Raw genomic sequence first — 25,295 nt, 5'->3', positions numbered from 1 at the left:
ACACTTCTTTGAAAAAACTGAGCCAAAACGGCATAAGCTCAGTTTGGGTTGATATAGATTGAACAATCTGCAACCCTCTGTTGCTTTTAGCACCCTAAGTCTTTTCTATCTCTTAGTAATTATCAGTCATGATGTTGACAGTCAGGCAATCTTGACAAAAAAGGATGCTTAAGCTGAGTCAAATTTAAGAGAAATTTTATTTGTGCAAGCAATAATTGGATGGCGTTAGGTTCAAAGCAAGGCGATCGCCAACCGTACCGCTTCTCCTACAGATGACAATCGGGCTGATTCGTTAGCTGTTTGTTCCCAGTGCTTTAAGTGCTCTAGAAAAGCTTTATCTTGCTGAGCCCGCTTGACAATGACCTGACTAATCAGTTTCTTTTGAATTTCTTCTGTAGAAATGCCTTGATGCCTGAGGTAATCCAACAGGTGCTCGACACTGCCCACGAACTGACTGGGAGCCTGTGAAACTAAAATATGCTGAATCTGGCGCACCACCTCTTGGTAGAGCCGCAAGCGTTTGTCTTTGTCCGGTGCGGCAACTGTGGATGGCTGTGCTTGAGGCTGAGGGGTGATGACGGCAGCCTCTAAAGTGCTAGGTCGAGCAGTTATACCTAACAACCCTAAAATTTCCGAGCGCCGAGACAGTACACGCGGCAAAAGCTCAGGATAAAGTTGCAAAATTCGTTGAGCTAAGATTTTGCCGTTTACCGAGCGATCGGTTGTGAGCTTCAGTAAATAGCCGTTGTCTGTTAAGTCGTAGGACTGAATCGTTAAGCGCAGATCAAGGCACTCTAGTTCTACCTGAGCCAGGGTGAAAATTAAGGCTTCCCAGTGCGGTATTTCCTGCCAAACCACTTCGACAATGGCATCGCCACCTTGATACTGACGAGCTAATTCTCCGGGTTCAAAGTCGCGGTTAGTAGGATAACGCTCGGTTGGACTTTTGGTAGTGTAGTTAAACTGGGTAAAAATGTAGCGGCACTCTACCTTGGCTAGATCTGATTCTGCAATGTGCCAGTTATAGATGCAGCACCCTGTGAGTTGAGCTCCGTCCAAGTTAGCCCGGATTAGATGGCTCTCTAGTAAGTAAGCATCGCTTAAGTCTGCTTCACTTAGAGTCGCCTCATTCAAGTAAGCTCCACTGAGATCAGCACGACGCAGGTCAGCACCTCGTAAGTTTGCCTCGGTTAAATCAGCCTGTAAAAGATAGACATCTTGTAAGCTCGCTCGCAGTAAATAGGTTTTCTTGCAACTGGTTTTGAGGAGATAAGCACCACTGAGGTTAGCTCGACTGAGATCCGCACTGTTTAGTACCGCTTCGCTCAAGTCAGCACCAACGAGGGTAACGCGGTGCATATCTGCCTGACTCAAATCTGCCTGCCGCAAACAAGCACCACTCAGGTTAGCTTCAATTAAGTTGGTGCCAACTAATTTAGCCTCCCGCAGATTGGCTTCCTCTAAATGGGCTTCTCGGAGATTGGCTTGGCTGAGGTTGGCACTAATTAAGCTAGCCCGCCGCAGGTTGGCTTCCATTAATTCGGCTGCCACAAACTGAGTGCCATTTAATTTAGCTTTTTCAAGATTAATTTGATCGAGCTTGGCCCGACTCAGATCAGCGCCACTCAAATCACCTTCTTGCAAGGTTGCCCAATTCAGGTCAGCGGCTTGAAGCTGGGCCAGCCGTAAGTCAACCTTGCTTAGGTTAGCTCCGCTCAAAACTGCCTCAGTTAAGGTGCTGCTGCTTAGGCCTGCACTTCTGAGGTCTGCACGTCGTAAACAAGCTCCGGTCAGGTTTGCTCGGTTTAACAAGGCCCAACTCAGGTTTGCGCCTGCAAGATTGGCTCCAGTTAAATCTACGTCTTGGAGGTTAATACCACTCAGCGTGGCACCACTAAGGTCAACGTGGGCGAAGTCACGCTCTCCTTGTTGATATCGACTGATGAGCTCCTGTACTTGCATGTACTTGCGCTGACTTTCACTCCATCATTACAGATTAGGAAGCGAGGCCAAACTAATGCCATGTTTAGTTATGGCAGCCAACGGGGGTGAAGTCCAGCCAGGGGGAGTTGTTCCGGTTGCATTTGCGCTGGGGCTTCAGTTGGACTAGGAGGGGTGACAGGCAGTAGCCAGAGCCGACTCGTCGCGATCGCTTTGCCGTCATCAGTGCGGAGAGAATTGGTTTCAGCGTTGGTTTCCTTAGCGGCTGCAATGGTTTGGTCAAACAGGAAGCCCAAGCCATCAGGAGATAAGTTCATTTGGATGTCTCGTTGGTCATCGGGCAATCGCAACAAGGGTTTTGCCTCAGCAGTTTTTAGGTTGATCGCCACCAAAAAAGGCCGTTCTCGGTATTCGTTACCTGGGATTAGTTCCGTAATTAGGCTGTAGAGGACTTGCTTGGTGGGATCAAACTGAGCGCTCAAAATAGACCCTTCAGTTTTTAGCACCTCTTTTTGAATGCCTTGGTTGGTGACTAAAAAGAGTGATTTGGTGTAGTTGGTGTTGAATTTCACCATTGCCGCCGCCGAACCGTCCTGAGTAAAGCTCAAGACCATGCCGAATTTGGGTAGAAAATCTAAAGGATCGGCTTGGGGTTGTAACGGTAGAATCGCTAATCCCTGTCCTTGCGCAAAAGCTAAAGCACTACTATCCGGTGTGATTAAGAAGTCACCACCGGGCTGGGTTTTGAGCGGTTGAGGGGCTGCTCCTTCCTTGAGAAGCCAGAGCCCAAAGTCACCAGGATTGCGTTGGTTGACTCGCTGAATCACGATGGTTTGGCCGTCTGGGGAGAGGTCAAACTTAAGGTTCTGGTACTCCTTGCTATCGAGGACGAGCTGGAGCTGACCTGCCTTGGCGGGTTCTCGGATCGGTTTACCAGGAGAGGCGAAATGCATCCCCGTCGTGACGGTATACAGTTTTTGATCGAGGGTTCCTTGACGATTTGCCTGCCGATCAGTCGCTGCAAATAAAATCCGATCGCCTTCTGGATAAGCTTTGAAGTCCATCACTACCAGATTTTTTGAGGTCAGGACTCGCTTCTGCTGTTGCGATAGGTTGTAGAGAATCAACCGTCCTTCCTCTTCTCCTTCCACGCCGATGTAAGCAAAGGCGCGATCGCGAGTCCGAAACTGGCCTAAAAATGGTTGAATTGACGCTCGATTTGTACCTTCTGCGGTAAAACGGTCTTGAGCATCCTGCAACTGAACTTGGTACTTGGTGCCGTAAGGGGCTGGCATGGTTAAGGTGTAGGCCATGCGGCGACCTGCCCAACTAATTTTGCCAGGGAGAGGCGGCTCTAGTTTCAAGTTCTTTTCTACACTGGCCTGCTCCATGGGGCGGCTGAAGGTGAGAATAAAAGCTGTATCCTCTGCCCCAATTTGCTTGTTTTGCCAGTTAAACTCCCGAACTTTGGGGGCGGAGCGATCGCCACTCCACAGGAGTAAGACGATCAGGATCGCCAGCACGAGCATCAGCGCGATCGCCACGCGGTCGAGAGGTTGGGGAAATGGCTTGAGAGGTGCGGTGGAGTTCGCCTTCTGCATAAAAGCTCGTTGCTAAAATGTAGCGATCGCGTCGATTGCGGGATAGTGATTCGTGGATTACACTTTAACACCCTTAGGAGCCGACATCTTTGTGGTCCGGGGCTTGCTGGATGCCAGCATCTGCAAACACATTTTAGAGGTGGTGAACTGCCATCAGTTTCAAGCGGCAGGAATCGAAGTGGCAACGGTGAATGCCCAGATTCGCAGTAATGATCTGCTGTCCCTAGATAGCCCAGATTCGTTGTTGCACTCTACTCATCAACTTTTGCTGGCTCGAATCGCTGTAGTTCAACAACTATTACTGCAACATTATGATGTTGCCTTCCCTCACGCGGAAGCTTGCTCAATTTTGCGCTATCAACCAGGTCAGTACTACAAGCGCCATGTCGATAACTTATTGCTGAGCGATCGCTTTGAGGAAGTAGCTCAAGGCGTGCCAACTCGCGATATCAGTATTGTGGGCTATCTCAATGAGGACTTTGAAGGCGGAGAAACGTTTTTCGATCGCCAAAACCTAAAAGTAAAGCCTGAAACTGGCAACGTTTTGGTATTTCCGTCTTACTACACGCATCCCCATCAGTCCTTGCCAGTCACACAAGGAGAAAAATATTCCTTCACAACTTGGCTTTTCCACTAGCTCAGGCTTGAATCCAGCTTGTACTGATTTTTGTTTAGTAGTCGTACGGATTCTTAGGTTCTGGGATTTTCTTAATCGATTTAGGCTGAATTGTTAGTTGACGTTTTCCAGCGAGATCTTCTGTGATCATCTGCCCTTCGATTTCTAGCCAGGTGTCCACTGGGTAATCTTTGCGGCTTTCTTTTAGCTTCACTGGCAAACTGACTGGATACGCATCAGCAGCACAGCAGGTAATGACAAAGCGAGATAGCAGAAAATACTGCTCTGGCAGTTCCGGTGCATGGATGACAAAGCCTTGGACTTTTACCTTTTGGCCCGTGTAAGCATCTGGTTCTGGATACACGTTAAGCGTGCGCACCCATTCAATCAGCGATCGCGATTCAGAGTTACTAGAGGCTCGAAAAGCCTGAGGTTGAGCCCTGGTTAAAGTAATTGCATCCCCGACTCCGCGTTGGATAGCAGTCTGGCTGGCGAAAGCGCGGGGTGTGACGACAAAACCCAAGATAGCGGTGAACAGCAACAAGGTACTACTCCAACCCGGTGGAAAGAGTGACAGGTGCTGAGTGGTTTGGACTGGAATCGCTGCATTGCGCCGCTGAAATGATTGGGGTAAAAGCGTCAGGGCTTTGCCGCCGCCAATCAACAGCAAACCAATGCCACCAGCGATCGCTAGCCAAGTGTAGTTGGGATGAATTAGCAGACTGAGTTTTCCGGTGAGCCAGTACTTGAGCAGCAAAATGCCCCAAGCACTAATCGCCACTACGTCGAGCCAGGGGGAAAATAAGCGGCGACGTTGCTCACCACTGCGGGGACGGCGGCCAGAAGTAGACTCAACTGACATGCAAGTTAATGAAGAGGGTAAACAAAAAGGTTAACTGCGCAGCCAAAGCAAAGAGGTAAATGACAGCTCTAGCCTGAAAAATAGACAGCATCAGACCCAGACCTTTCAGGTCAATCATGGGTCCAAAAACCAGAAAGGCTAACAAAGAGCCACTAGTAAATGCAGAAGCAAAGGACAGAGCGAAAAACGAATCTACTGTAGAGCAAATGGAGACCAAACCCGCCATCAGCATCATGGCAATAATGGAGGTAACGGGACCTTGGCCTAATCCCAAGACCACCTCTCGCGGCACAAACACTTGAATAAGAGCTGCGATCGCACTGCCTAGAATTAAGACTCCGCCTAACTCTCGCAGTTCTTGCACCGTATTTTCCAACAACAAATACAAGCGATCTGGTAAAGGCTTACGCATGGTGGCTGCTGCGACCATTGATGCCTGCAACTCGGTGGTGTCTATGCGGATCGGTTGACCGATTTGACCCAGCAAAAAAGTCCCTGATTGTAACAAAGGCGAAACCCCACTCTCCGCCTGGCTTTCTTTGGGCTCGCGCGGTACTGGCATAGCCCTGGCTACCGCAGGCTGTAATAAAGGTCGTAGATCGGCTTGAGCGCTAAAGACCCAGCCAATGATGGTCGCGATCGCTAAGGACAGACCCACTCGCAAAAACACAATCTCTGGTTGGTCGCGAAAAGCAATCCAAGTTGACCAAAACACGATGGGGTTAATGGTCGGAGCTGCGAGCAAAAAACCGATCGCCACTGGAGCAGGAGCCCCCTGCATAAGTAAGCGTCGAGCGACTGGGACGTTGCCGCACTCGCAAACTGGAAACAAGAAACCTACACAACTGCCCGCAAAAGCTCCCAATAGAGGATTTTTAGGCAAAACTTTGATCAGTTTGCGCTCATCCACAAAGAACAACAGCAAGCCAGAGAATAGTACTCCCAATATCAGAAAGGGAATAGCCTCGACTAACAAGCTTAAGAACAGCGTAAAAGCACTGTTCAATTGGTTTAGATCCATGCGCCTCGTTCACTCCTCAGATTGAAGAGCGTGATCCCAGTCATTTTATCGGAATCGTTTAGGAATTGAGTTGAGTATCTCACGATCAGTAAATGCACAGGTGCTAAAAGAGGATCGGGAAGAAACGAGCTTTAAAGCAGCCATTTAGACAATCTGTCAATTGTCACACTAGAAAAGGCAGCAGGCTGGGAATAGTAAGAGAAGTAAGCACAAAAATGTCTTGCTTAGATCCGGTGCCGCTAACGATCGCCAAAAGCTATGTCCTAAGTAAGACCGAAGTAGCTACTTTACCACTTGTGAAAGATTGTCAAAGTTTATGAAAAAAGGAAAGCTAGTAAGAAGCATGTGGTAGTAATAAGTCAGAGAAATAGCTACTTGAATTTTGATCAGAAATAATACTTATTTTCAGGGTGTATTAGGGTAACGAATTTAACTTAGTTGAGTTAAATATTTATTGAATCAGGCGATTCCAGTAGCGATCTAACTAATTCCAAAACTACCTTGCTACCGTTGAGCCGTCACGGAGAGCCTGTCTTTGTCAGACCAATCAAGGAACTGACACAGCTTGTCTAGTCTGCTTACGGAATTCTCCGTAAGTTAACTGTAGAGCCCAGGTAGTGCATCAAAAATTTAAAATACTTATGTTCTCCTTCCTGAAGTCACACACCGAGTTGTCTCAGCCCCTTGCACCACCCACAAGCAGACATCATTTAGTTCGGGCTACCGCTGCTGAAGTTACCCCTTTAAGACTAGGACCAACGCAACTTGATTTTGAAGATTTAGTGGAGTTTGAGCGGGTAGAAAATCAGTATTCTACTTTAGGAGTTCAGTTTTGGGGTGCGATCGCGATTCGGCCCTCTAATCCGATCTTTGTACCCAGTTCAGGCTGCTTAGTTTTGATGCCTTCCACGTTTCAAGCTGGCATTCAGGCTCAGTTTTGCCGACCTGTCGCAATCGTGCAAGCTTTGGTCAGCGGCACTCGGCCAGTTACCCTTACGGCTCTAGATAGTAATGGTGTCGTCTTGGAGCGTGTGAGTATTGGCTCTTACCGATACTTGTGGGCCGATGGCCAAGCGGAACTAGCGCCCCTCCCCCAACAGCCGCTGCAATTACAAACCCCAGGAATTGCGAGCATCCTGTTTGAATCTGATGCCCCTTTCACGTTGGACAATTTTTTCTTTAGCCAGCCTTAACTGCCTTGGAGTTAAGGCTAGTGAGTAGCCGTAGACTGGCAAGCAGAAACAGGTAATACTATTCGAAATTCGGCACCCGCTCCAGGTTGACTGCAACATTGCAGACGACCCTTGTGCCCTTTAACCACAATTTGATAGCAAATTGACAGTCCTAATCCTGTTCCTTTGCCCACTTCTTTAGTCGTGAAGAAGGGGTCAAAGATGCGCTCCTGTAACTCTAGAGGAATTCCTGGGCCATCATCTCGAATTGAGACAACTACGCGATCGCCTTCATGCCAAGTCTGAATGGTGATATTTGCTTTTTCCCCAGCGGCATCTAAAGCATTGGCCAAGAGATTGAGGAAGACTTGATTAATTTGTCCTGCATGGCACTCTACCAAGGGGAGCTCGCCATAGAGCTTGTCAATTTTGACGCCTGTTTTAACCCGATGCTGCAAGATTAGGAGAGTGCTTTCAATGCCCTCATGCAGGTCAACAGACTTGCGCTCTGCTTCATCTAATCTGGAAAAATTACGCAGAGTTAAAACAATCTCTCGAATGCGCTTGGTACCTTCCTCCATAGAACTAATGAGCTTAGGGAAGTCCTCCCGCACATAACCAAGCTCTTGCTCAGCAATCAACTCTGCGATCGCCTCTGGAGGATTGGGACAACAGTCTTCGTAAAGGGCGATCGCTTGATTTAAGGCAGTGGTATAGCGTTGGGCATAGGGCAGATTGGCATGAATAAAGGTGATGGCGTTGTTAATTTCATGAGCAACTCCCGCCACCATTTGTCCTAAGCTAGATAGCTTTTCACTCTGAAGCAACTGCATTTGTGTGGTTTGCAGTTCTTCTAGCGTCGCTTTGAGCGTTTCGGCCTGAGCTTGCGACTGAGCTGCGGCTGTTTGTACTTGAGTATACAGTTGAGCTTGCTGAATCGCGATTGCGACTTGGTCAGCTAATTTCTGTAATAATTCGGTTTCCCAAGCTTGCCAAACCCTAGGTGCGCCACACTCCTGCGCAATTAAGAGCCCCCATAACTTTGAGCGAATAACGATGGGAACAATCAAATTGGCCTTGACCTGTAATCGCTCCAAAAATCTGACATGGCAAGGGTCTAAACCAGCTTGAAAAATGTTGTGGATAGCACGAACGCGGCCTCCCTGATATTGCTGGGCATATTTGGCCGAGAAGCAGTTGTCTTGGCTCAGTTGGCCCAATGCCGATATCCAAGGGCTAATGACTTCCTCTACAACGACTTCGCCTTGCCAGTTGGCATCCAAAAACTGGTAGATTACCACCCGATCGGTGTCAAGTAAGTGCCGCACTTCTCGCACTACTGTCTGCAGGATGGTCTGTAAGTCCAAAGTGCTGCGAATTTGATTCGTGACTAAGCGCAGGAGAGATTCCTGCTCCACCTGTCGCCGGGTTTCACTATATAGCCAAGCTTGATTGATGGCGATCGCCAACTGACTGCCAACGCCTTCCAGCAGTTCCATTTCCCAAGGCGTCCATTCTCGCTCGCGATCGCACTGATGCAGCCCAATAATGCCGTTGACCTTGCCTTGGTAACGAGTTGCCAAAGCCATCATGGAGCGAATTTGTAAGCCCTGAGCCACTTCCCTAATTTGCTCGGTTAAGCCTGGAAACTCTAGAAAGCGAGTGACTGCTAAAGCTCTAGGCTGGGCAATCAAGGCTTGTAAGTGAGGATTATCTCTGAAGGGGATTTTGCTGCCGAGTTGAGAGGGATAGTCGCCTTGGTTATACTCCCCCATCGTTGTCAGACTATCTTCCTCATCTGGCTCAACGACTAAAATACTAGCTCTGCTACATTTCAGGGCTTGGCCTAGTAAACGACAAGCAGAATTTAAGATTTCTTCTAAATCTAAAGTGCTGCGAATTTCATTACTAATTTGATTAATCAGCTTAGAGAGTTGAACTTGCTGCTGTAGTTGTTGCGTTAAGTTTTGATGGCGCTGACGTTTATATAGTTCTAGCTCCAATAGCTCACCTTCAGCAGGATGTGTCCCATTATTCTCCAGAGAAAATGCTTGACAATGTGAATGAAGAGGAGAGCTATTGACTTCAGAGGACATAAATTCTCAACTGCTTTTGCGGCTTTAGGTCTTGTAAACAACGAATGAATAAATTTGACTAAAAGCAGGCTTTTAAGGAATTAAATGTTTTACTAGTTCTTCTAAACAAAGCAATAGACGCTGAAATAGCGTATTGGTTGCTCAAATTATTAAAATTAGATCAATCTAATCAAAATAAATTTTCGTCCTACATCTGTCGTAGGACAGAAGAGGTCTGTGGTGTTCAAAATCACAAGAGGCGAGCGCTGCTTGTGCTAACTCTCTGTATTTTTACTTAAGTAAATTGAGGCGATATCTAGTGGAGATGCTGGTGGAGATGCATAAAGAACAGATTCACTCTTACAAAGAGCTTGCCTTTATCCAGTCTAGCTAGTTCATCGGCAAATTAGACGCACCCGAGATCTAAAACCAATCGCTAAATGGAATAACCGGAAAGCTAAAGAGTCTGCCCTATGGAAAAAATTCTATCGCTTTTGCTTAAGTTTTGGGAATTTATAAGGATCTAAAAGTAATTACTTTTTAGGCTTTAATCAAGAATTTTTTTTAGATATTCCAATCCTTAAGCTAGTTCCTAAGAACAGGTTCCAGTTCTTAAGATAGAAGTTTATGGGTGCTGCAACGGTACAAGTTAGTGATCCTCAAATGCTTCAATCAAGATTCAGGCAGCCTAATTGGAAATCCATCTACCCTTTGGTAGAAGCAGCAGTCATTAATCTCGCCTCAGCAAACTCCCTATTACAACAGATTGTAGAAGCGATCGCCGCTGAGCATCAAGTTGAGTGTCTACTCTGGACAGGGTTTGACCCTGAAGTAGCTGAGGGCATTCAAGTCTATGGCACAGATCGAGCTTTGCAAAGCTTGAAACAGGAGCTGAGTTTAATTCCCACTCTAGCCGAGACTCCCGGACTGATTTTAACTGCTCCGCCAGCCTCGGAGTCAAAGATTCAGATTTGCTATCTGTCAAAGTCACCTCAATGGTTGTTAGATCAACAGCACCTCTCACACGCCGCTAGACTGTTTGGGGAAAGCTTGATTGTGCCTGCTTGGAATGGCGATCGCCTCCGCTTTGTCCTGCAATTGCAGCGCCATTTACCGCAAGCTGCTACACATTTACCTGCTGTAGAGACAAGGCGTAAGCCATTTTTGCGCACTTACTTTAACCCTAAAGCGCCTACCCCTCAGCCTACGGTTGCAGCCGCTCAAGCATGGATGGTTGAGGAAGTTGAAACGCTAGAAGTGATTTGCAGCCAGGTAGTATTGGCGCTGAATGCGCTGCACTGGCGGGAGCGTCTTGAACAATCGCGGCAACAGGCGGCCCTGGTGGGTCGAATTGTACGGTTGCTGAACTCCAGCCTCAACCCCAATGAAATTGTGGAATGCATTGTGGCGGAGTTGGGCCAAGGGTTGAACAGCGATCGCTGCATTTTAGTAGATCTGCGAGGCGATCCAGTCCACATCTTGGCTGCTTGGGACCATCCAGAGCGCTGCTTTCAGCCGCTAGAGAATCGCCATATCGCCCGTGATCTATGGCAGGACACAGTTGAGATGTTTCTCCAAGGTGCGGCTTCCTATCTGGAGTTAGAACTGAGCCAACAGGAGTCTGACCCGCTATTAAATTGGTTACGTGAAATTCAAGCGTTTGCTGCTTTAATTGTGCCGCTGTTTGTCCAAGATGAGTTTTTTGGGGCGGTCCTGCTGTTGTCTTACGAAAAGGAAAGAGTTTACGAGCTAGATGAACTCCAGACGATTCGACAGGTAGCAGACCAGGCTGCGGTAGCTTTGACCAATGCCCAGCACTATCAAAGCCTTTGGTTTAAGCAGGAAACTCTACGCTTGCAAAATAATTCCTTACAACTGGAAGTTATCCATGATGAGTTGACGCAATTGCTAAATCGGCGATCGCTAGAGCGGGAGCTGGCTCAACTCAGTGCTCCTGCCCAGTGGAGCTTGCAGCCGCCCTTCAGTGTGATTGTGTGTGATATCGACTACTTCAAGTTGATCAACGACTCTTATGGTCACTTAGTGGGGGATGAGGTGTTGTACAGCTTGGCCCAACGACTGCAAAAACAGCTACGGTTTGGCACATCCGCTTATCGGTATGGGGGTGAAGAGTTTGTCATTCTGCTAATGGATGTGACGATAGACAGAGCCTTTGAAGTCGCTGAGCGGTTGCGGCTGGCGATTCGCTCCACCGCTTTCGAGACCACGATTGGACCGTTGGAAATTAGTGCTAGTTTTGGCGTGGCTCAGCAAGATCCAACTAGCGATCAAGATGCTTGGGATACGGTACAGCGAGCTGACCGAGCTTTGTATGAGGCGAAGCGTCAAGGTCGCGATCGCGCCATCGTGCTTTAGACATCCGTAAGTGCAAATGCTAGAGTTGAGCAGTTTAAAGAAACAGCGATCGCGAGAGTGTCTTTGGAGGCGAATTTGAGCATGGTTCACCCTTCCTCTGTGCCAGCAACCGACTCAATCAAATTTGGTACAGACGGTTGGCGAGGTGTAATTGCCGCAGACTTTACATTTGAGCGTTTGGCACTTGTGGCACCGATTGCAGCTCAGGTTCTAGCTCATGTGTATGGGGCGACGGGTAGCCGCACGATTATTGTGGGGCACGATCGCCGCTTCTTATCGGAAGAGTTTGCTCGTACGACTGCCGAAGCAGTGCAATCCGCAGGCTTCGATGTCTTGCTAACCAACACCTACGCGCCTACGCCTGCCTTTAGTTGGGCCGCCAAGCAAGAAAATGCTCTGGGAGCCTTGGTGATAACAGCCAGCCATAATCCGGGTAGCTACTCTGGCTTAAAAGTCAAAGGAGCGTTTGGAGGCTCAGTATCTCCAGAAGTCACCAAGCAAATTGAAGCCTTGCTAGCAACGCCACCCGCTACAACTACTAATTCGCCTGGCACTATCCAAAGCTTTGATCCTTGGCCGAGCTACTGCGAAGCGATTCGCCAAAAAGTCGATATTGCTCTGATTCAAAATGCGATCGCCCAAGGCAACCTAACTGTTTTTGCGGACGTGATGCATGGAGCCGCAGCGGGTGGCTTGGCCCAGATTTTGGGCATGCCGATTCACGAACTCAACAGCGATCGCGATCCGCTCTTTGAAGGCGGCGCACCCGAACCGCTACCGCGCTACCTCGACAAGCTTTTTCAACAAATCAAAACTCACCGAGCTGCTAATTCAAATCTGGCGGTTGGATTGGTTTTTGATGGAGATAGCGATCGCATTGCTGCGGTTGATGGCCAAGGCAACTTCCTCAGCTCTCAAGTGCTGATTCCGATTTTGATTGATCATCTGACTGCTCGTCGGGGCTTCAAAGGCGAAATCGTCAAAACAGTCAGCGGCTCCGACCTCATCCCCAAAGTGGCGGCTCTGTATAACCTGCCTGTATTTGAAACAGCGGTGGGCTACAAATACATTGCCGATCGCATGATGGAAGCACAAGTGTTGCTGGGCGGCGAAGAATCGGGTGGTATCGGCTATGGACATCACATTCCCGAACGAGATGCCCTCCTATCTGCTCTGTACGTTCTAGAGGCGATCGCTCAGTCTGGGTTGGATCTGGCAGATTTCTACCGCCAGTTACAGGAAAAAACTAACTTCACCTCTGCTTACGATCGCATCGACTTGCCCTTAGCAAGTATGGCTGTGCGATCGCAGTTGCTAGAGCAGCTACAAAATTACCCCTTGACTGAAATTGCCGGACAAGCTGTGATTGATTGCAATACTGCCGACGGCTACAAGTTTCGCTTAGCTGATCAGCGATGGCTCATGATTCGCTTTAGCGGCACCGAACCTGTCCTCCGCCTCTACTGTGAAGCCGCAACCCTCGCCCAAGTTCATGAAACTCTTGCTTGGGCCAAAAACTGGGCCAACTCCTTTTAATGACCTAACCCCCAACCCCTTCTCTATCAGGGAAGGGGAGAATTGTTGTTTCTGCCTGACTTATTATCATGAGACCCCTGATTGTTGCTACTGGCAATCCTGGCAAGCTGCGGGAAATGCAAGAATATCTGGCTGGTTCCAATTGGGATTTGCAGCTCAAACCAGCCGAACTCGACGTGGAAGAAACTGGGGACACCTTTCTCGCCAACGCTTCTCTGAAAGCAGCGCAAATTGCTCAAGCTACGGGAGAATGGGCGATCGCGGATGACTCCGGTTTGGAAGTGGAAGCCCTAGAAGGCGCACCCGGCGTTTACTCGGCCCGCTATGGCCAAACCGATCCAGAACGCATAGAGCGGTTGCTGATTGAACTCGGCAGTGAACTCAATCGCCAAGCTCAGTTTGTCTGTGTCGTCGTCGTCGCCCGCCCAGATGGTTCGATCGCCCTGCAATCAGAAGGGGTGTGTCGGGGAGAAATTCTGCATGCTCCTCGCGGTACGGGTGGATTTGGCTATGATCCAGTGTTTTACGTGCCAGAAAAGCACCTCACCTTTGCGGAAATGACCCCAGAGGTGAAGCGATCGCTCAGCCATCGCGGTCAAGCCATCGCAGCTTTAATTCCACAACTGCGATCGCTGAAAGCAGACTGAGTTGCCCAAAGCAATAGGCTGCTTCTAAATGTTATAGACAAAAATAAGGTTCACCTTCTGAGGTGAACCTTAAACTTTAATGCCCTGAGGAAGCCGATTGCCAGCCGTGCTCAGATTGCTTCGAGGTTCTTTTCCCCAGTCCGAATGCGGATGATTTGTTCCACTGGTGAAATAAAGATTTTGCCGTCCCCAATTTCACCCGTCCGAGCAGCGGTGATGATCTTCTCGACCACCATGTCAACCTGGTCGTCCTCAATCACAATTTCCACTTTGAGCTTTTGCAAAAACTCAACCGTGTACTCGGAACCGCGATAGCGCTCAGTTTGCCCCTTCTGTCGTCCAAAGCCTCGGACTTCAGAGACAGTCATGCCAACAATGCCAGCATTCACTAAAGCAATTTTGACTTCGTCCAGCTTAAAGGGCCGAATAATAGCTTCAACTTTTTTCAAGTGCTTAACTCCTCAGACCGTTTTTCTACCAATTGACCAGCATGACACTTTCTATCACCGCTCAAACCCATACTTTTGTATCAAAAAATACATTTGTTTGGGCAGGCATCGCAGTACTTAGCTGTACTTTATAAGACTTGACGTTGTCAACAAATTTTATCGTCTGACTAGAGAATTAGTCAGGCCTATTTATCACTGAGGCGAATTGAAGCAGCTGCAATACATAGCTACCTACCACTATCTAGTTAACGGCTAGGTAAAAAAGGACGCACAATCAAGAAGCCTGCCCCAAACGCTGAGACAACAATCAGAAAGATGACTGCTGCTAACCAAAAACCACCCAACTCGGGTGATTGCTCCCCTTGGGGACTACGACGAGGCCGTGTTTCTGCTTGCTCAGTAAATAGCTTTTCTGGAACCACCGTAGGTTCGGCTGGCTCTGGCCGAGGATTAAAACTCCGGGGCATGGATCGAGCAGGTTCAGGGGTGAAATAACCCGACTCAACCACAATATCGGGTCTGGTATACGCTACTTCAGCCATAACACTGCGACTGAGAGGTTGCTGGGAACCCGCTACCTTTTGTAGCTGCAAAGCAGACTGAACAACTTTGTCAACTTCTGTCCGTAGTTGTTGATTTTGCTTGGCTAAATTTTGATTCTGATTGTTAAGGGAGTCGAGCATGGCGCGGGTGGCTTGCAGCTCGGCAGCCAACTCGCGGTATACCGAAATAGGCACCGAGGGAGCATAACCATTAGCTGTAGCTTGCCCAGTGTAACTAGAGGCCGTAACGTTGCGCATTGGTGGCTTAGTATTGAGATGGGATGTCATAGGGTTGAGCTGAAATCCTACAGGGCAGCGTCGGTCAATTAGTCGATTGATCTATGCCCCAGAATAGATGAAATTAGAGCAATCTAACAGCGATTCGTCAAGGAATTCGCTACAAATCTGCAAATTCAGCCCGCAAACTCAGATCCATCCATTCGTCAACGTTTGTCTTTGCATGACTATGAATCACTCTCCAGCCTCTCCAGATATGGTATCTGAGCCTGATGCGATCGCTGAATCTGCATCTCAGGTGAAGTACGGAGAACGGCAAATCGCTGAAGGACAACTGATCACTTTTCCCAATCCTCGGCTGGGACGACGTTACGATGTCAGCATCACCTTGCCAGAATTTACCTGCAAGTGTCCGTTTTCGGGATATCCTGATTTCGCTACGATTCACATTACCTATGTACCTGATCAGCGCGTGGTAGAGCTAAAAGCGCTGAAGCTGTACATCAATAGCTATCGCGATCGCTATATTTCCCACGAAGAATCGATCAACCAAATTTTGGATGATTTCGTCGCCGCTGCTGACCCTCTAGAGATCAGAGTTAAAGGTGACTTTAATCCCCGCGGTAATGTCCACACCGTAGTGGAAGTGCATCACCAAAAGGATCATTGAAGTTAGACAATGAGGGCAACCCTTGTGGTTGCCCCTACCGCATATCAACTAATGTCCGAATTTTTAGCGGGCTGATGGGGTGAGGGCTTCAGCAGCGATCGCAGGCTTAGCAGGTGCAGAGGTAGGTTGACTCAGGCGATCGAGAATTTCTAGCAACTCCCGCTCAAAGGCAACTTGCGCCCGATTAGTTCTGCCACCGACATAGAAGCGTCCCTCTTTCTGCAAAGCCCAAACTTGCGAGTGAGAGACATAGCTCATCATGACGCTCAACATTAGCAGCCCAAACCCAGCGTAGACCGCAGGAATTCCTGGGTCAGCCTTGATTTGCAAACCTGTACTGCCAATTAAATCCACCACAGACAGCGTGACGCCATTCACATCGACCGCCATGCCAGAGCGAACAGTGGCAACAAGCTTGCCTTGAATGTCGTAGATCAGCAGCATGCCTTGTAAATCTTTAGCTACAAGGGACACGCCAGCGCTTAGATCTGGTTTAGTGGGCACCCAAGTTCCCCAAATACGGCCTGCACCGCCTGTTTCTAGCTTACCCATGGGTAAGCGAAATACCGGACTTTTGTTGAGTCGGACTTGAGCGGCGGCGATCGCCCAATCCGCCTGATACAAAGTCACGCCTTTGTGCCGCAATGGCTCGTTCACATGAATCGTCTTACGCTTAATTTCCTGTCCTTGACTATCCAGCACCGACAAGTCTGAATAAAACTGATCAATCGCGCCCTCAGGCGTATAGTCAATCCAGAAACGATTCACCCGAACTGACCAATCTTTCGGCACCTGTGCCCCCGCCCAAGGCCCCGCATCGACAATGTTTTGAATTTTAAACGTGGCTCCACTGGGAATCATTTCTTGAGCCATAAAGCCAGTCATAGCTCCCCAAATAGCCCCCCCCAAGATCAGCAACATGCTGGCATGCACCACAATCGGCCCGATGCGTCCCACTAAGCCTTTGCGGGCATACAGCTTTTCTCCCTCTTGAAAAACTTTGTAGCGTTGCCTTTCTAAAAGAGGAACTAAAGCTTCTAAAGAGCCAGTTTCCAACTCCGCGCTGAGCGCTAACTTTTGAAACTGGCGGGGCTGCTCATAAAATTTCCATTGTCGTGCCGCTTTCAGCGCCGGAAATTGGCGAGTAAACGTACAAGCGGTCAGACTGCCCCCAAACAAAATAAGGATCGCCAAAAACCACCAAGTCCGGTAGACATGATCCAACCCTACCGTTAACAGCACTTTCCAAGAGAGAAAGCCAAACAAAGCTGGGTCTTCGGGATAGTTCGCTTGATAAAAAGCGCTCGATTGGCCTTGCTCAATTACAGTACCGGAAATACTCGCCACCGCGATCGCTAAGAGCAGCACAATGGCCAACCGCAAATCTGCTAGCAGCGGCAGCAATTCTTTTTGAAAAAAGCGTTGAGGACCAGTCCTTAAATCCAAAATTTTGGATAGAAATGTATTGTCTGTAGTCATTTCTAAAAGGTTGCGGTGGGCAGAAAACGGAATAGCAGCGAAAAAACTCCAAATCCAACCAGTAAGGCTCCACTGGCAGGGGTGATCCAACTAGACCAGCGGCGGAGTTCCAGTAACTTTTTGATTGAAGCTGTGAAGGTGCCTGCCAAAATTAGCGGGGCTGAATAACCCACTGTATAAGCTAACAGCAGCACACCTCCCATTACGGGATTGTGAGTAGTAGATACCCATCCTAGTAAAGTAGCGAGCACTGGAGTGCTACAAGGAGAAGCCACCAAACCAAAGGTTAAGCCCAAGAGATAGGCGCGGACACCAGGCGGTAAATCTGAAGGAATTAGTGCAAATCCATCAAATGAAGGTAGTTGGAGCGGCAGGGCTTCTAGAAGATTCAGCCCCATAATGATGGCGATCGCACTGACAACGATAGGTAAGCCAAGACCAATTTGGCCATAAACTTGACCGAGAGCGGTTGCGGCAATGCCCAAACCTGCCAACGTGGTAGCTAATCCTAGGGAAAACCAAGTCGATTGCAGAGCTGCCTGCCAACGGCTTTTGGCTTCGTAACCTCCGATGTACCCAATGGTAATCGGCAGCATTGACAGCATGCAGGGAGTCAAACTAGTCAGGAGCCCAGCTAGAAAAATGACTACAATACTCGTCACCGTCAGATGGGTCAACTGCGTCGAAACGAGACGGTTGGCAAATTGTTCTAGTTGGTACAGTTGGGTCCGCAATAATTCAATCATGCTGAAGCTGGCTCAGTTCGCTCAAACGCTATCCTCATGATCTTATTATCGAGGTTTCCTTGAGCTAAAGGCCAGAGATTATGTGAGTGATGGCTCAATGCACTGTTCAATTAGCTTCTAGCCGAAAGTCGCTGTTCTGGCAGCGAGACAACTTCCGCCTCACTACTTTCACGCGCTACCCGAATTAATAACCCCGCCGCTAATAGGCTAGCGATCATAGAACTACCGCCGTAGCTAAACAACGGAAACGGTAATCCTGTCGTGGGTAGAGCGCCCGTTGCCACCCCGATGTTTAAGAGGGATTGCCCCACCATTAAGATCACCGCTCCGATCGCGACCAGTTGATGGACAATCTTGCGGGCTTTCAGGGCAACAAACAGACCCAACGTGCCGTAGATTGCCAGAAGCAACAACAACAGCAAGCTACCCATAAAGCCAAATTCTTCAGCAAACACCGCAAAAATAAAATCTGTGTACTGAATCGGCAAGTAAAAGAGTTTCTGCTGCGACAACCCAAAGCCTGTTCCCCAAACTCCTCCAGAACCAACAGCCAATAAACTTTGAATCAACTGGTAACCATCTTGAGCAGGGTCAGCCCAAGGATTCAAGAAAGAAATGACTCGTCGCCGTTGATACTCTTTAATGCTGATACTCAGTGTGGCTAAAAGCAGTCCTCCTAACGCAGTCCCTCCTAGGTAAGCGTAGGGAATACCCGCTGCCATCGCGATTAACCAAAGGGTAATGCCACACAGCGCTGTCGTGCTCAAATTAGGTTGCAACAAAATGCCCGCCAATATAGCGGCAAAAATAGCTAGCCAGCTCCATCGGTAAGTTGGGCTAAAACGGTTCCATTGCCCAAACAACCGAGCACTTTGCAGAACCAAGAATGGCTTCATTAACTCTGATGGTTGTATTGGTACAGGCCCCAAGGCCAGCCAACGCGTTGCACCATTCACAGTTGTGCCTAAACCCGGCACCAAAGTCGCAAAAATGAGACCCAATATCAACACAACAAACCAATGCGCCATACCCAGGGCATAGCGCAGTGGAGAATGCACTAGTAGGTTAAATCCTACCAAGCCAACTAAAATCCATAGAATCTGGCGTTTAAAGTAGTAAAGCCCATCGCCAAAATCTGCATCTGCAACCGGGTAAGAAGCAGAAAATAAAGCTGCTAGCCCAACCATCAACCATAGGAAAGTTAGCCACCGCAGGAGACGAGCCTCTAAGCTCCAACTCTGTGCAGACGTGTCAAAAAATGGGATTAGATAGCGAAGATTCACAGCAGCCGTGGTGTGCAATCAAAGAGTATCTGTTAAGAGTAGCGCAGGTAGTAGAAGAAATATAGGCAATAAAAAAGAGGCCATCACGGCCTCAAGGCTTGTATTCCAAGTCGATAAAGAGTGAGAGCCTTGGTAGGCGTTGCTGAATGATTTAGAGGAGGCCAGTGTTGGTTCCGGGTCTGCCAGTTGCCAACTCAACTTTAACGATCTTGCCGCCCATTTTCATGATGCGTTGCTGCTCACGAAACCAGTTCTCGTAGGGAACTAGCTTCGTGAAATAGGTGTTCTGTAGTTCCCGCTGGGTGCGAATCCGGGTTTGGCTAGGAACACAAGCCGTAACCTTAAACATGCGCATGGGTTATTTCTCCTGACTAGGTGCAGAGTTAAAGTTTGGAGATCAAAGAATTTCAAGTTCAGAATCTTAGAGATGTAGCACCAACTTCTGAGAAACCAAATTGTCGCTGTGAAGGTGGCATCTAAGAGTCTGCTGAGGTCCGAAGAATGCTTACTGAGTCAGTTGCGACGTTGCTAGAGGCGCTATAGCAGCTAAAACGTGATGCGATCGCTTAAATCACGAATGTAATAGCGAATAAAAATCAAAGCTTCTCGATATAGAGGGGCGATCGCAAGACCCCAAAAATCCTCTAAATATGCTGAAGGCTGGGAGTCAAGAGTCAATACTAGACCGCTAAAACCAATCTACTTATGAGTTAGACAAGTCTTTAACAAGCTAGCACTCACTCTAGACTTCCCAGACCTTACAGAAGGGGTTGAGCTTTGAGTTTGAATTAAAGCTAACTCAGCACTCAGAACTCAGAATCTAGCGATTAGCTCAAGCCAGAGGAGATGTAGTCGAGGTAAACACCCATTTCCTTACCAGCATCTGCACCAACCAAGCTAGCAGTCACTTCTTTGATTGCTTGGATAGCTTGTACAGTAGCAGCGATGGGTACACCCAAGGAGTTGTAGGTTTCCTTCAAGCCATTGAGCACGCGCTCATCAAGGATGGAAGGATCGCCAGCTAGCATTGCGTAGGTTGCATAGCGGAGGTAGTAGTCGAGGTCGCGGATGCAAGCAGCATAGCGACGAGTGGTGTACATGTTACCACCGGGACGGGTGATATCAGAGTACAACAAGGACTTAGCAACAGCTTCCTTCACGATTGCAGCTGCGTTAGCGCTGATGGTGGTAGCTGCACGAACGCGCAGTTCACCAGATTGGAAGTAGCCCTTGAGCTTTTCCAAAGAAGCGGTGTCTAGGTACTTACCTTGAACGTCAGAAGAGTTAATAACAGCAGTAATTGCGTCTTGCATGGTTTTGCTTCCTTAAATCACGTAATCTCGAAAAGTATTTGACTGTGCGTAGGCAAGGTCAAAACCTTACTGCATTGCACCGATCACGTAGTCGAAGTAGGAGCCAGCTTCAGCAGCGTCTTCACCAGACAACAGAGAAGTAGCAACGTTCTTCAGGCCGCGGATACCTTCAGCAACGCCATCCACGGGAGTACCCAGAGACTTGTACATCTCACGAACACCAACGATACCGATTTCTTCGATGGGGGTCACATCGCCAGAAACGATTCCGTAGGTTACTAGACGGAGGTAGTAGTCGAGGTCACGCAGGCAGGTAGCGGTCAGCTCTTCGCCGTAAGCGTTTCCACCAGGAGAAACAACATCAGGGCGCTTTTGGAACAGTTGGTCGCCAGCTTGCTTAACGATGCGCTCACGAGAATCGGTCAAAACTTGAGCGATGCGGAGACGACGCTCACCAGAGGTCACAAAGCTCTTGATCCGATCTAGTTCGCCAGGGCTGAGGTAGCGAGCTTCAGCATCAGCATTCACGATGGATTTCGTGACAATACTCATTGATGGATTCCTCCAAAAGAAAAAGTAACCAGACGTGTCTAAACTGGCATTTGTAATTCAAGACGGCTGAGTGCTTACTTGCAAAGTTGCCCTAGCAGGATTTGGCAATCAGCAAATTTCTGCAACTCAACAATCTGCCTTCCGCAAATATTTTGCGGCATCAGGTTCACATTCTAAGGTTGTTCGTAATAGTTTGTAATATTACCCTCAGCTTTCCCCTTAGGAATATTACGCAGCCTATCAATCATCTCTCACAGATACACAGCAGAAATAGCGAGCCATTGGGATCGAGAAATCGCCAATGCCCGCTAGGTAGATTTATGAGTCGTTATTCAGTAAATGAGAGCTTCTAACCTACCCATTTATATGTGAGTAGGTTAGAAAAATCCTCGGAGTGTACCTACCGACTCGCTAGAGCGACTAAACGTTGCGAGAACGTCCGCCTAGGTAGGAAGGAGACAAATCAGACCAGGATTGCTTCACCAAGTCAGCATCCGCCTTGATGCTACCCAAGTAGTTACCCGCAGGAAGAGTGGGGAAGCGCTTGTAAGGCACTACATCTTCACCAAAGTAACGCGCATATTCTGGGCTATCGATCATCGCTTCTACCGCACCCTTGAGACCTTGGTCAGCCAACAACTTGTTGTACTGACGAATCTCCGCTTGAGTCGCTGGGGCGCGTCCCAGGATGTGACGGAAGAGGAACTCAATCACCTTCGTATTGGGATAGGGCGTGTAGAAACGACGACGGTAGATGTCAGAGCTAGCTAAAGCTCGAACAAACTCCCGCACAGGAATTTCGCTGTTCCGCAGTTTGCTTTCTAACTCAGAGCGACGGAATTCTGCCGGAACTTGGCCGCTAAAGACATCCAACACTTGGCAGTAGATGGCATTAATGACGTTGGCTGTTTCCGTTTGGTCCATACCAGGATTCATGCGGTAAATCCGGGCGGGTTTGCGGCGAGATGTACCCACGCCTACTTCTACAGATTGGCCCGATCCATTACTGAAGGAGCGACCCAACTCTAGGAATAGAGGCTGAGTTTTGTCCATCTGACGAGCTTTGGTAGCCAAATCAGCCATGCTCTTAGACATCAACGGCATTTTGGTGATGTCCATGCGGGACTTGACTGGCTCAAAGCTGGGTACAACCAAATTATCGTTTTGTTTCGTGAGTTGGTTGTAGAGCTTTTCAGTGTTGGGGAAGTTAGCAGCAGGCAAAGTGGGGAAGCGGCGGTAGGGCACCGTGTCTTCACCAAAGAGCTGCCCATACTCAGCGCTGTTGACCATTGCCCCAACAAAGCCCCGAATTCCTTCAGATGCCAAGAGCTGGTTATACTTCCGAATTTCGGCTTGGTCCTTAGGAGCGCGGCCTAAGAAGTGCTTCGTTCCTAACTCGATTACCTTGGTGTTGGGGTAGGGAGTGTAGAACTCTTTGATATACAGTCTGGAACCACCTAAGGCTTCAATAAATTCCTTAAGGTTGATCTCGCCGTTACCAAGTTTGCTTTCTAGAGCGGTGAATTCGTTCTGTAGAATGTACGGCTCAATGTCACGCTCGAAGATTTGCCGATAAGCGGCACGAATCACAACTGGTAGAGCTGTTTTATCGGTGGTGGTGGTGAGCTTAAAGACTTTCGTCTGTTCGCGTTGCTTGTTGACGCCTTGGTTAATGCGGAATTGCAGATCGGGTTCTGTCCGGACTTGCTTAACTTCGCCCAGTTCCACAAATCTTGGCGCTTCATCAGTTTGAACTCTCGCGCCAGTTTCACCAATGCTGCCAACCCGCACAGAACGAAGAGCTAAGCCACCAGGGGTAACATAGCGCTCGTAAGGAATGGTATCTTCCCCAAAAGCTTCGCTGTACTCTGGGCTGTCGAGGATGGCATCGACCAGAGCATAGAAGCCTTTCTTGGCGCAGATATCGAAGTACTTGTTGGTTTCTTGACGACCGTAAGTAGGACGACCTAGCAAGCGGCGATGAATGTACTCGATCGCCTTGGTGACGTAGAGTGAGGTCCAGTAAAGCTTGCGGAAGAGATCAGACTTCGCCAACTGACGGACAAACTCCCGGACTGTAATCTCGCCATTTTCCAGCTTGATCTCCGAGACTTTGAGGCGTTGGCCTTCGTACACATCGCGACCAAACACTTGTAAGTAAGCAGCGCGAATGACTTTCTGAGTCGAGCTTTCAGCAAACTTGACGCTGGCGTTTTTGTCGTAGCGCTTGCCACTAAAGCTGGGCAGTTGATCCAGCTTGAATACCTTGGGCCCTAAAGTTCCAGGGGCAATTCCTCTTGCGGCTGGGTTGCTGAGCTGGTTGTTGATGCCAGGACCACGGTTGATTAAGATCCGGCGAGTATCTTTACCGAAAGGAGCGGGACTAGCGCTGGGGTTGCGAGTCTCTTTCGGGAAGATGGCACCGAATTGGATTTCGAGGGGATCGTTACCAGAGCCGTAAGGGTGTTGGTCAGGTAGTGGGCGATCGTACCCTGCAAAGGTTGTAAGGAACTGAGGCACCTTGCGGAAGGGAGCGCTGTAGTTAAACAGGTCTTGCTGGGGTCCCCAGTTACGACACTCTTGAGCTTCCTGACCCAAACCGCGTAGGTAGGGTACGGTTTCTTCCCCAAAGTAGTCAGAGTACTCCTGAGAGTCTACTAAGGCATCGACGAGAGCCGACAAACCACCCTTGGAAACGATAGAGAAGTAATTCTGTACTTCTTCGCGACTGCTAGGACCCCGACCGAGGAAGTGGCGGAATGCTAGTTCTAGAGCGCGGCTATTGATATAGGGTTCAAAAAAGTTTTTGCGATATAGAGGTGATTTACCCAAGCGGCGAACAAATTCCCTCATGGAAATGTCGCCATTCTTAACCTTGGACTCTAGGTCAGAAATGGATAACGAGTAAGCGCGGGTAATATCACGCTCAAATACTTGGCGATAAGCTGCTTTAACAATTTCTTGTTTCTCAGAAGCAGAAAGACCCGGCTTCATTGCATACTTGGGTCTACGCTCAGCAGCATTGAAGTAGATCTGAGGCAGTTGTAGCCCTTGCAAATCACCAGATTGGCGTTGACGGATTTTGTCAGAGGGGCTAGGAGCCTTAAATTCGTTGATTAAGACATCGAAGTACTGACTGACAACATTGGTTCCGTTCTCATCTTTGCGGAAGTAACCCAGGGCTGCTTGGCGCATTTCTTGCAACGCCACAATGGTTGCTTCACCAGAGCAAGCATTCTCGATGATTTCTCGCAAGCCACGGGTGTTGACTGCAATGATGTTGGGGTCGCCAGCGACGATCGCGTAGGTCACATAGCGTAGGAACCAGCTCAAGTCTCTGAGAGACTTTTGCATATTGCTAGGGCCATAACGGGCGACGTTAATGGGCCTAAAGTTTGCTGGGGCTGGGCCACCACCAGAAGCGCTAAATAGCGATCGCAATCCCTCTAAGAAGCCACCACCGCTAGATACATAAGTCGCGGTACCCAGCTTCATAGCTTCTCGAACATCACCAACTTCCATGCCGCCAGCAGTCGCCATCGCGGTTTCCCTAGGCTTCTCCAGGTAAGCCATCGGTGAACCACCGACGAAAATGCGGTTGGCGGCGCGAGAAACGATAATTTCTGAATTTTGAGTTAACGTTTCTGCAATTTCGAGGCGTTTGAGTCCAGAGTTGAAATAGCTTGTTAGCTCGCCCAACTCGGTCGTGCCTAAAAAGCGGTCTTGCTGTTCAGCTTGCGAAATTGTTGCAACTGGTACGGTTTGATAAAGTTGCGGGCGCGCAACCGAGCTTCCACCACTTGCCTTAACACTCATTGGATTTCAAAAGCTCCCTTCAGATCATTAATGCGTTGAACCTGACCAGAGTGCCACTTGGCAACCATCCACAAGCCGATTCTCTACGAGGTTCATTCAACAAAAGAACAAGGCTTCTGGAAAAAGTTAATAAAACGACTGCCTAGGGTCAACCAGCTCAGTTTTTAGATTAAAACGTTTCGGACGCTCCACAGGGCTTTATTAAAAAGTGTGTAGAGTCCTGTTGATAGGTTTACGGTGCGATCATACGAGATCTAGGTAAGACACCTGAGAAAAAAGATAAGTTTTGTTACTTTGGTTTTAGTCACTCGTGACAAATTCCTCTGACCCCATAAGGCATTCAACCGTTTTGCGATTTTGG

At 48.6% G+C, this 25,295-nt stretch carries 21 protein-coding genes; 6 read left to right on the top strand and 15 right to left on the bottom strand.

What is annotated here, in order from left to right; all coding sequences use genetic code 11:
• Positions 1–231: 231 nt before the first annotated feature.
• Positions 232–1,962, bottom strand: a complete 1,731-nt coding sequence (locus H6F90_RS04495; RefSeq protein ID WP_190550594.1) for a pentapeptide repeat-containing protein — start codon at positions 1,960–1,962, stop codon at positions 232–234.
• Positions 1,963–2,030: 68 nt separating this feature from the next.
• Complete coding sequence (locus H6F90_RS04490; RefSeq protein WP_190550592.1) at positions 2,031–3,542, bottom strand: Ig-like domain-containing protein; 1,512 nt, start codon at positions 3,540–3,542, stop codon at positions 2,031–2,033.
• 52 nt (positions 3,543–3,594) lie between these two features.
• On the opposite strand from H6F90_RS04490, the gene H6F90_RS04485 reads away from it, so the two are divergent.
• Positions 3,595–4,179 carry a 2OG-Fe(II) oxygenase gene (locus H6F90_RS04485; protein WP_190550590.1) on the top strand — a complete coding sequence of 195 codons (585 nt, stop codon included), beginning with the start codon at positions 3,595–3,597 and terminating at the stop codon, positions 4,177–4,179.
• 34 nt (positions 4,180–4,213) lie between these two features.
• Here H6F90_RS04485 and H6F90_RS04480 read toward each other — a convergent pair whose 3' ends face one another.
• Positions 4,214–5,020 carry a TIGR03943 family protein gene (locus H6F90_RS04480; protein ID WP_190550588.1) on the bottom strand — a complete coding sequence of 269 codons (807 nt, stop codon included), beginning with the start codon at positions 5,018–5,020 and terminating at the stop codon, positions 4,214–4,216.
• Positions 5,010–6,041, bottom strand: a complete 1,032-nt coding sequence (locus H6F90_RS04475) for a permease (RefSeq protein WP_190550586.1) — start codon at positions 6,039–6,041, stop codon at positions 5,010–5,012. The genes H6F90_RS04480 and H6F90_RS04475 overlap by 11 nt, the downstream gene beginning before the upstream one ends.
• 641 nt (positions 6,042–6,682) lie before the next feature.
• Here H6F90_RS04475 and H6F90_RS04470 point away from each other — a divergent pair.
• Positions 6,683–7,234, top strand: coding sequence for a hypothetical protein (locus H6F90_RS04470; RefSeq protein ID WP_190550584.1), 552 nt, complete (start codon positions 6,683–6,685; stop codon positions 7,232–7,234).
• 17 nt (positions 7,235–7,251) lie between these two features.
• Here the strand turns inward: H6F90_RS04470 and H6F90_RS04465 are convergent, their stop codons facing one another.
• Positions 7,252–9,309 carry a GAF domain-containing protein gene (locus H6F90_RS04465; RefSeq protein WP_190550582.1) on the bottom strand — a complete coding sequence of 686 codons (2,058 nt, stop codon included), beginning with the start codon at positions 9,307–9,309 and terminating at the stop codon, positions 7,252–7,254.
• Positions 9,310–9,915: 606 nt separating this feature from the next.
• On the opposite strand from H6F90_RS04465, the gene H6F90_RS04460 reads away from it, so the two are divergent.
• The 3 genes from H6F90_RS04460 to rdgB all read left to right on the top strand — a co-directional run bounded on the left by H6F90_RS04460 (position 9,916) and on the right by rdgB (position 13,847).
• Positions 9,916–11,664 (top strand): diguanylate cyclase, encoded by a 1,749-nt coding sequence (locus tag H6F90_RS04460; protein WP_190550580.1) that lies wholly within the window; start codon positions 9,916–9,918, stop codon positions 11,662–11,664.
• Positions 11,665–11,745: 81 nt separating this feature from the next.
• The gene (locus H6F90_RS04455; RefSeq protein WP_190550578.1) at positions 11,746–13,200 is read left to right on the top strand and encodes a phosphoglucomutase/phosphomannomutase family protein; all 1,455 of its coding nucleotides are present in this window, start codon (positions 11,746–11,748) and stop codon (positions 13,198–13,200) included.
• A gap of 68 nt (positions 13,201–13,268) precedes the next feature.
• The gene (gene rdgB / locus H6F90_RS04450) at positions 13,269–13,847 is read left to right on the top strand and encodes an RdgB/HAM1 family non-canonical purine NTP pyrophosphatase (RefSeq protein WP_190550576.1); all 579 of its coding nucleotides are present in this window, start codon (positions 13,269–13,271) and stop codon (positions 13,845–13,847) included.
• 110 nt (positions 13,848–13,957) lie between these two features.
• Here the strand turns inward: rdgB and H6F90_RS04445 are convergent, their stop codons facing one another.
• Both H6F90_RS04445 and H6F90_RS04440 read right to left on the bottom strand, forming a co-directional pair.
• Positions 13,958–14,296, bottom strand: coding sequence for a P-II family nitrogen regulator (locus tag H6F90_RS04445; protein ID WP_190431690.1), 339 nt, complete (start codon positions 14,294–14,296; stop codon positions 13,958–13,960).
• 245 nt (positions 14,297–14,541) lie between these two features.
• On the bottom strand, positions 14,542–15,126 hold the full coding sequence (locus H6F90_RS04440) for a hypothetical protein (RefSeq protein WP_199295710.1): 585 nt from the start codon (positions 15,124–15,126) through the stop codon (positions 14,542–14,544).
• Between the two features lie 178 nt (positions 15,127–15,304).
• On the opposite strand from H6F90_RS04440, the gene queF reads away from it, so the two are divergent.
• Positions 15,305–15,745, top strand: coding sequence for a preQ(1) synthase (gene queF, locus H6F90_RS04435; protein ID WP_190431692.1), 441 nt, complete (start codon positions 15,305–15,307; stop codon positions 15,743–15,745).
• A 63-nt stretch (positions 15,746–15,808) separates the two neighbouring features.
• On the opposite strand, the gene H6F90_RS04430 is transcribed toward queF, so the two are convergent.
• From H6F90_RS04430 to H6F90_RS04400, 8 genes are all read right to left on the bottom strand, one after another.
• The gene (locus tag H6F90_RS04430; protein WP_190550573.1) at positions 15,809–17,224 is read right to left on the bottom strand and encodes a cytochrome c biogenesis protein; all 1,416 of its coding nucleotides are present in this window, start codon (positions 17,222–17,224) and stop codon (positions 15,809–15,811) included.
• A gap of 2 nt (positions 17,225–17,226) precedes the next feature.
• Positions 17,227–17,970, bottom strand: coding sequence for a cytochrome c biogenesis protein CcdA (locus H6F90_RS04425; protein ID WP_190550571.1), 744 nt, complete (start codon positions 17,968–17,970; stop codon positions 17,227–17,229).
• A gap of 110 nt (positions 17,971–18,080) precedes the next feature.
• Positions 18,081–19,253: an FtsW/RodA/SpoVE family cell cycle protein gene (locus tag H6F90_RS04420; RefSeq protein ID WP_190431696.1), complete on the bottom strand. Its 1,173-nt coding sequence runs from the start codon at positions 19,251–19,253 to the stop codon at positions 18,081–18,083.
• A 151-nt stretch (positions 19,254–19,404) separates the two neighbouring features.
• Positions 19,405–19,608: a phycobilisome linker polypeptide gene (locus H6F90_RS04415; RefSeq protein ID WP_190431698.1), complete on the bottom strand. Its 204-nt coding sequence runs from the start codon at positions 19,606–19,608 to the stop codon at positions 19,405–19,407.
• Positions 19,609–19,799: 191 nt separating this feature from the next.
• Entirely contained in the window at positions 19,800–19,931 is a 132-nt protein-coding gene (locus H6F90_RS31030; RefSeq protein WP_255524960.1) for a hypothetical protein, read from the bottom strand.
• A 149-nt stretch (positions 19,932–20,080) separates the two neighbouring features.
• Positions 20,081–20,566: an allophycocyanin subunit beta gene (gene apcB / locus H6F90_RS04410; protein WP_190431699.1), complete on the bottom strand. Its 486-nt coding sequence runs from the start codon at positions 20,564–20,566 to the stop codon at positions 20,081–20,083.
• A gap of 66 nt (positions 20,567–20,632) precedes the next feature.
• On the bottom strand, positions 20,633–21,118 hold the full coding sequence (gene apcA, locus H6F90_RS04405) for an allophycocyanin subunit alpha (RefSeq protein WP_190431701.1): 486 nt from the start codon (positions 21,116–21,118) through the stop codon (positions 20,633–20,635).
• A gap of 420 nt (positions 21,119–21,538) precedes the next feature.
• Positions 21,539–24,934: a phycobilisome rod-core linker polypeptide gene (locus H6F90_RS04400; protein WP_190550569.1), complete on the bottom strand. Its 3,396-nt coding sequence runs from the start codon at positions 24,932–24,934 to the stop codon at positions 21,539–21,541.
• Positions 24,935–25,295: the final 361 nt, after the last annotated feature.

Source organism: Trichocoleus sp. FACHB-591 (genome assembly GCF_014695845.1).
GTDB lineage: Bacteria > Cyanobacteriota > Cyanobacteriia > FACHB-46 > FACHB-46 > Trichocoleus.
The sequence above is the reverse complement of the archived record's forward strand: the minus strand, read 5'-3'. Positions and strand labels throughout refer to the sequence as shown.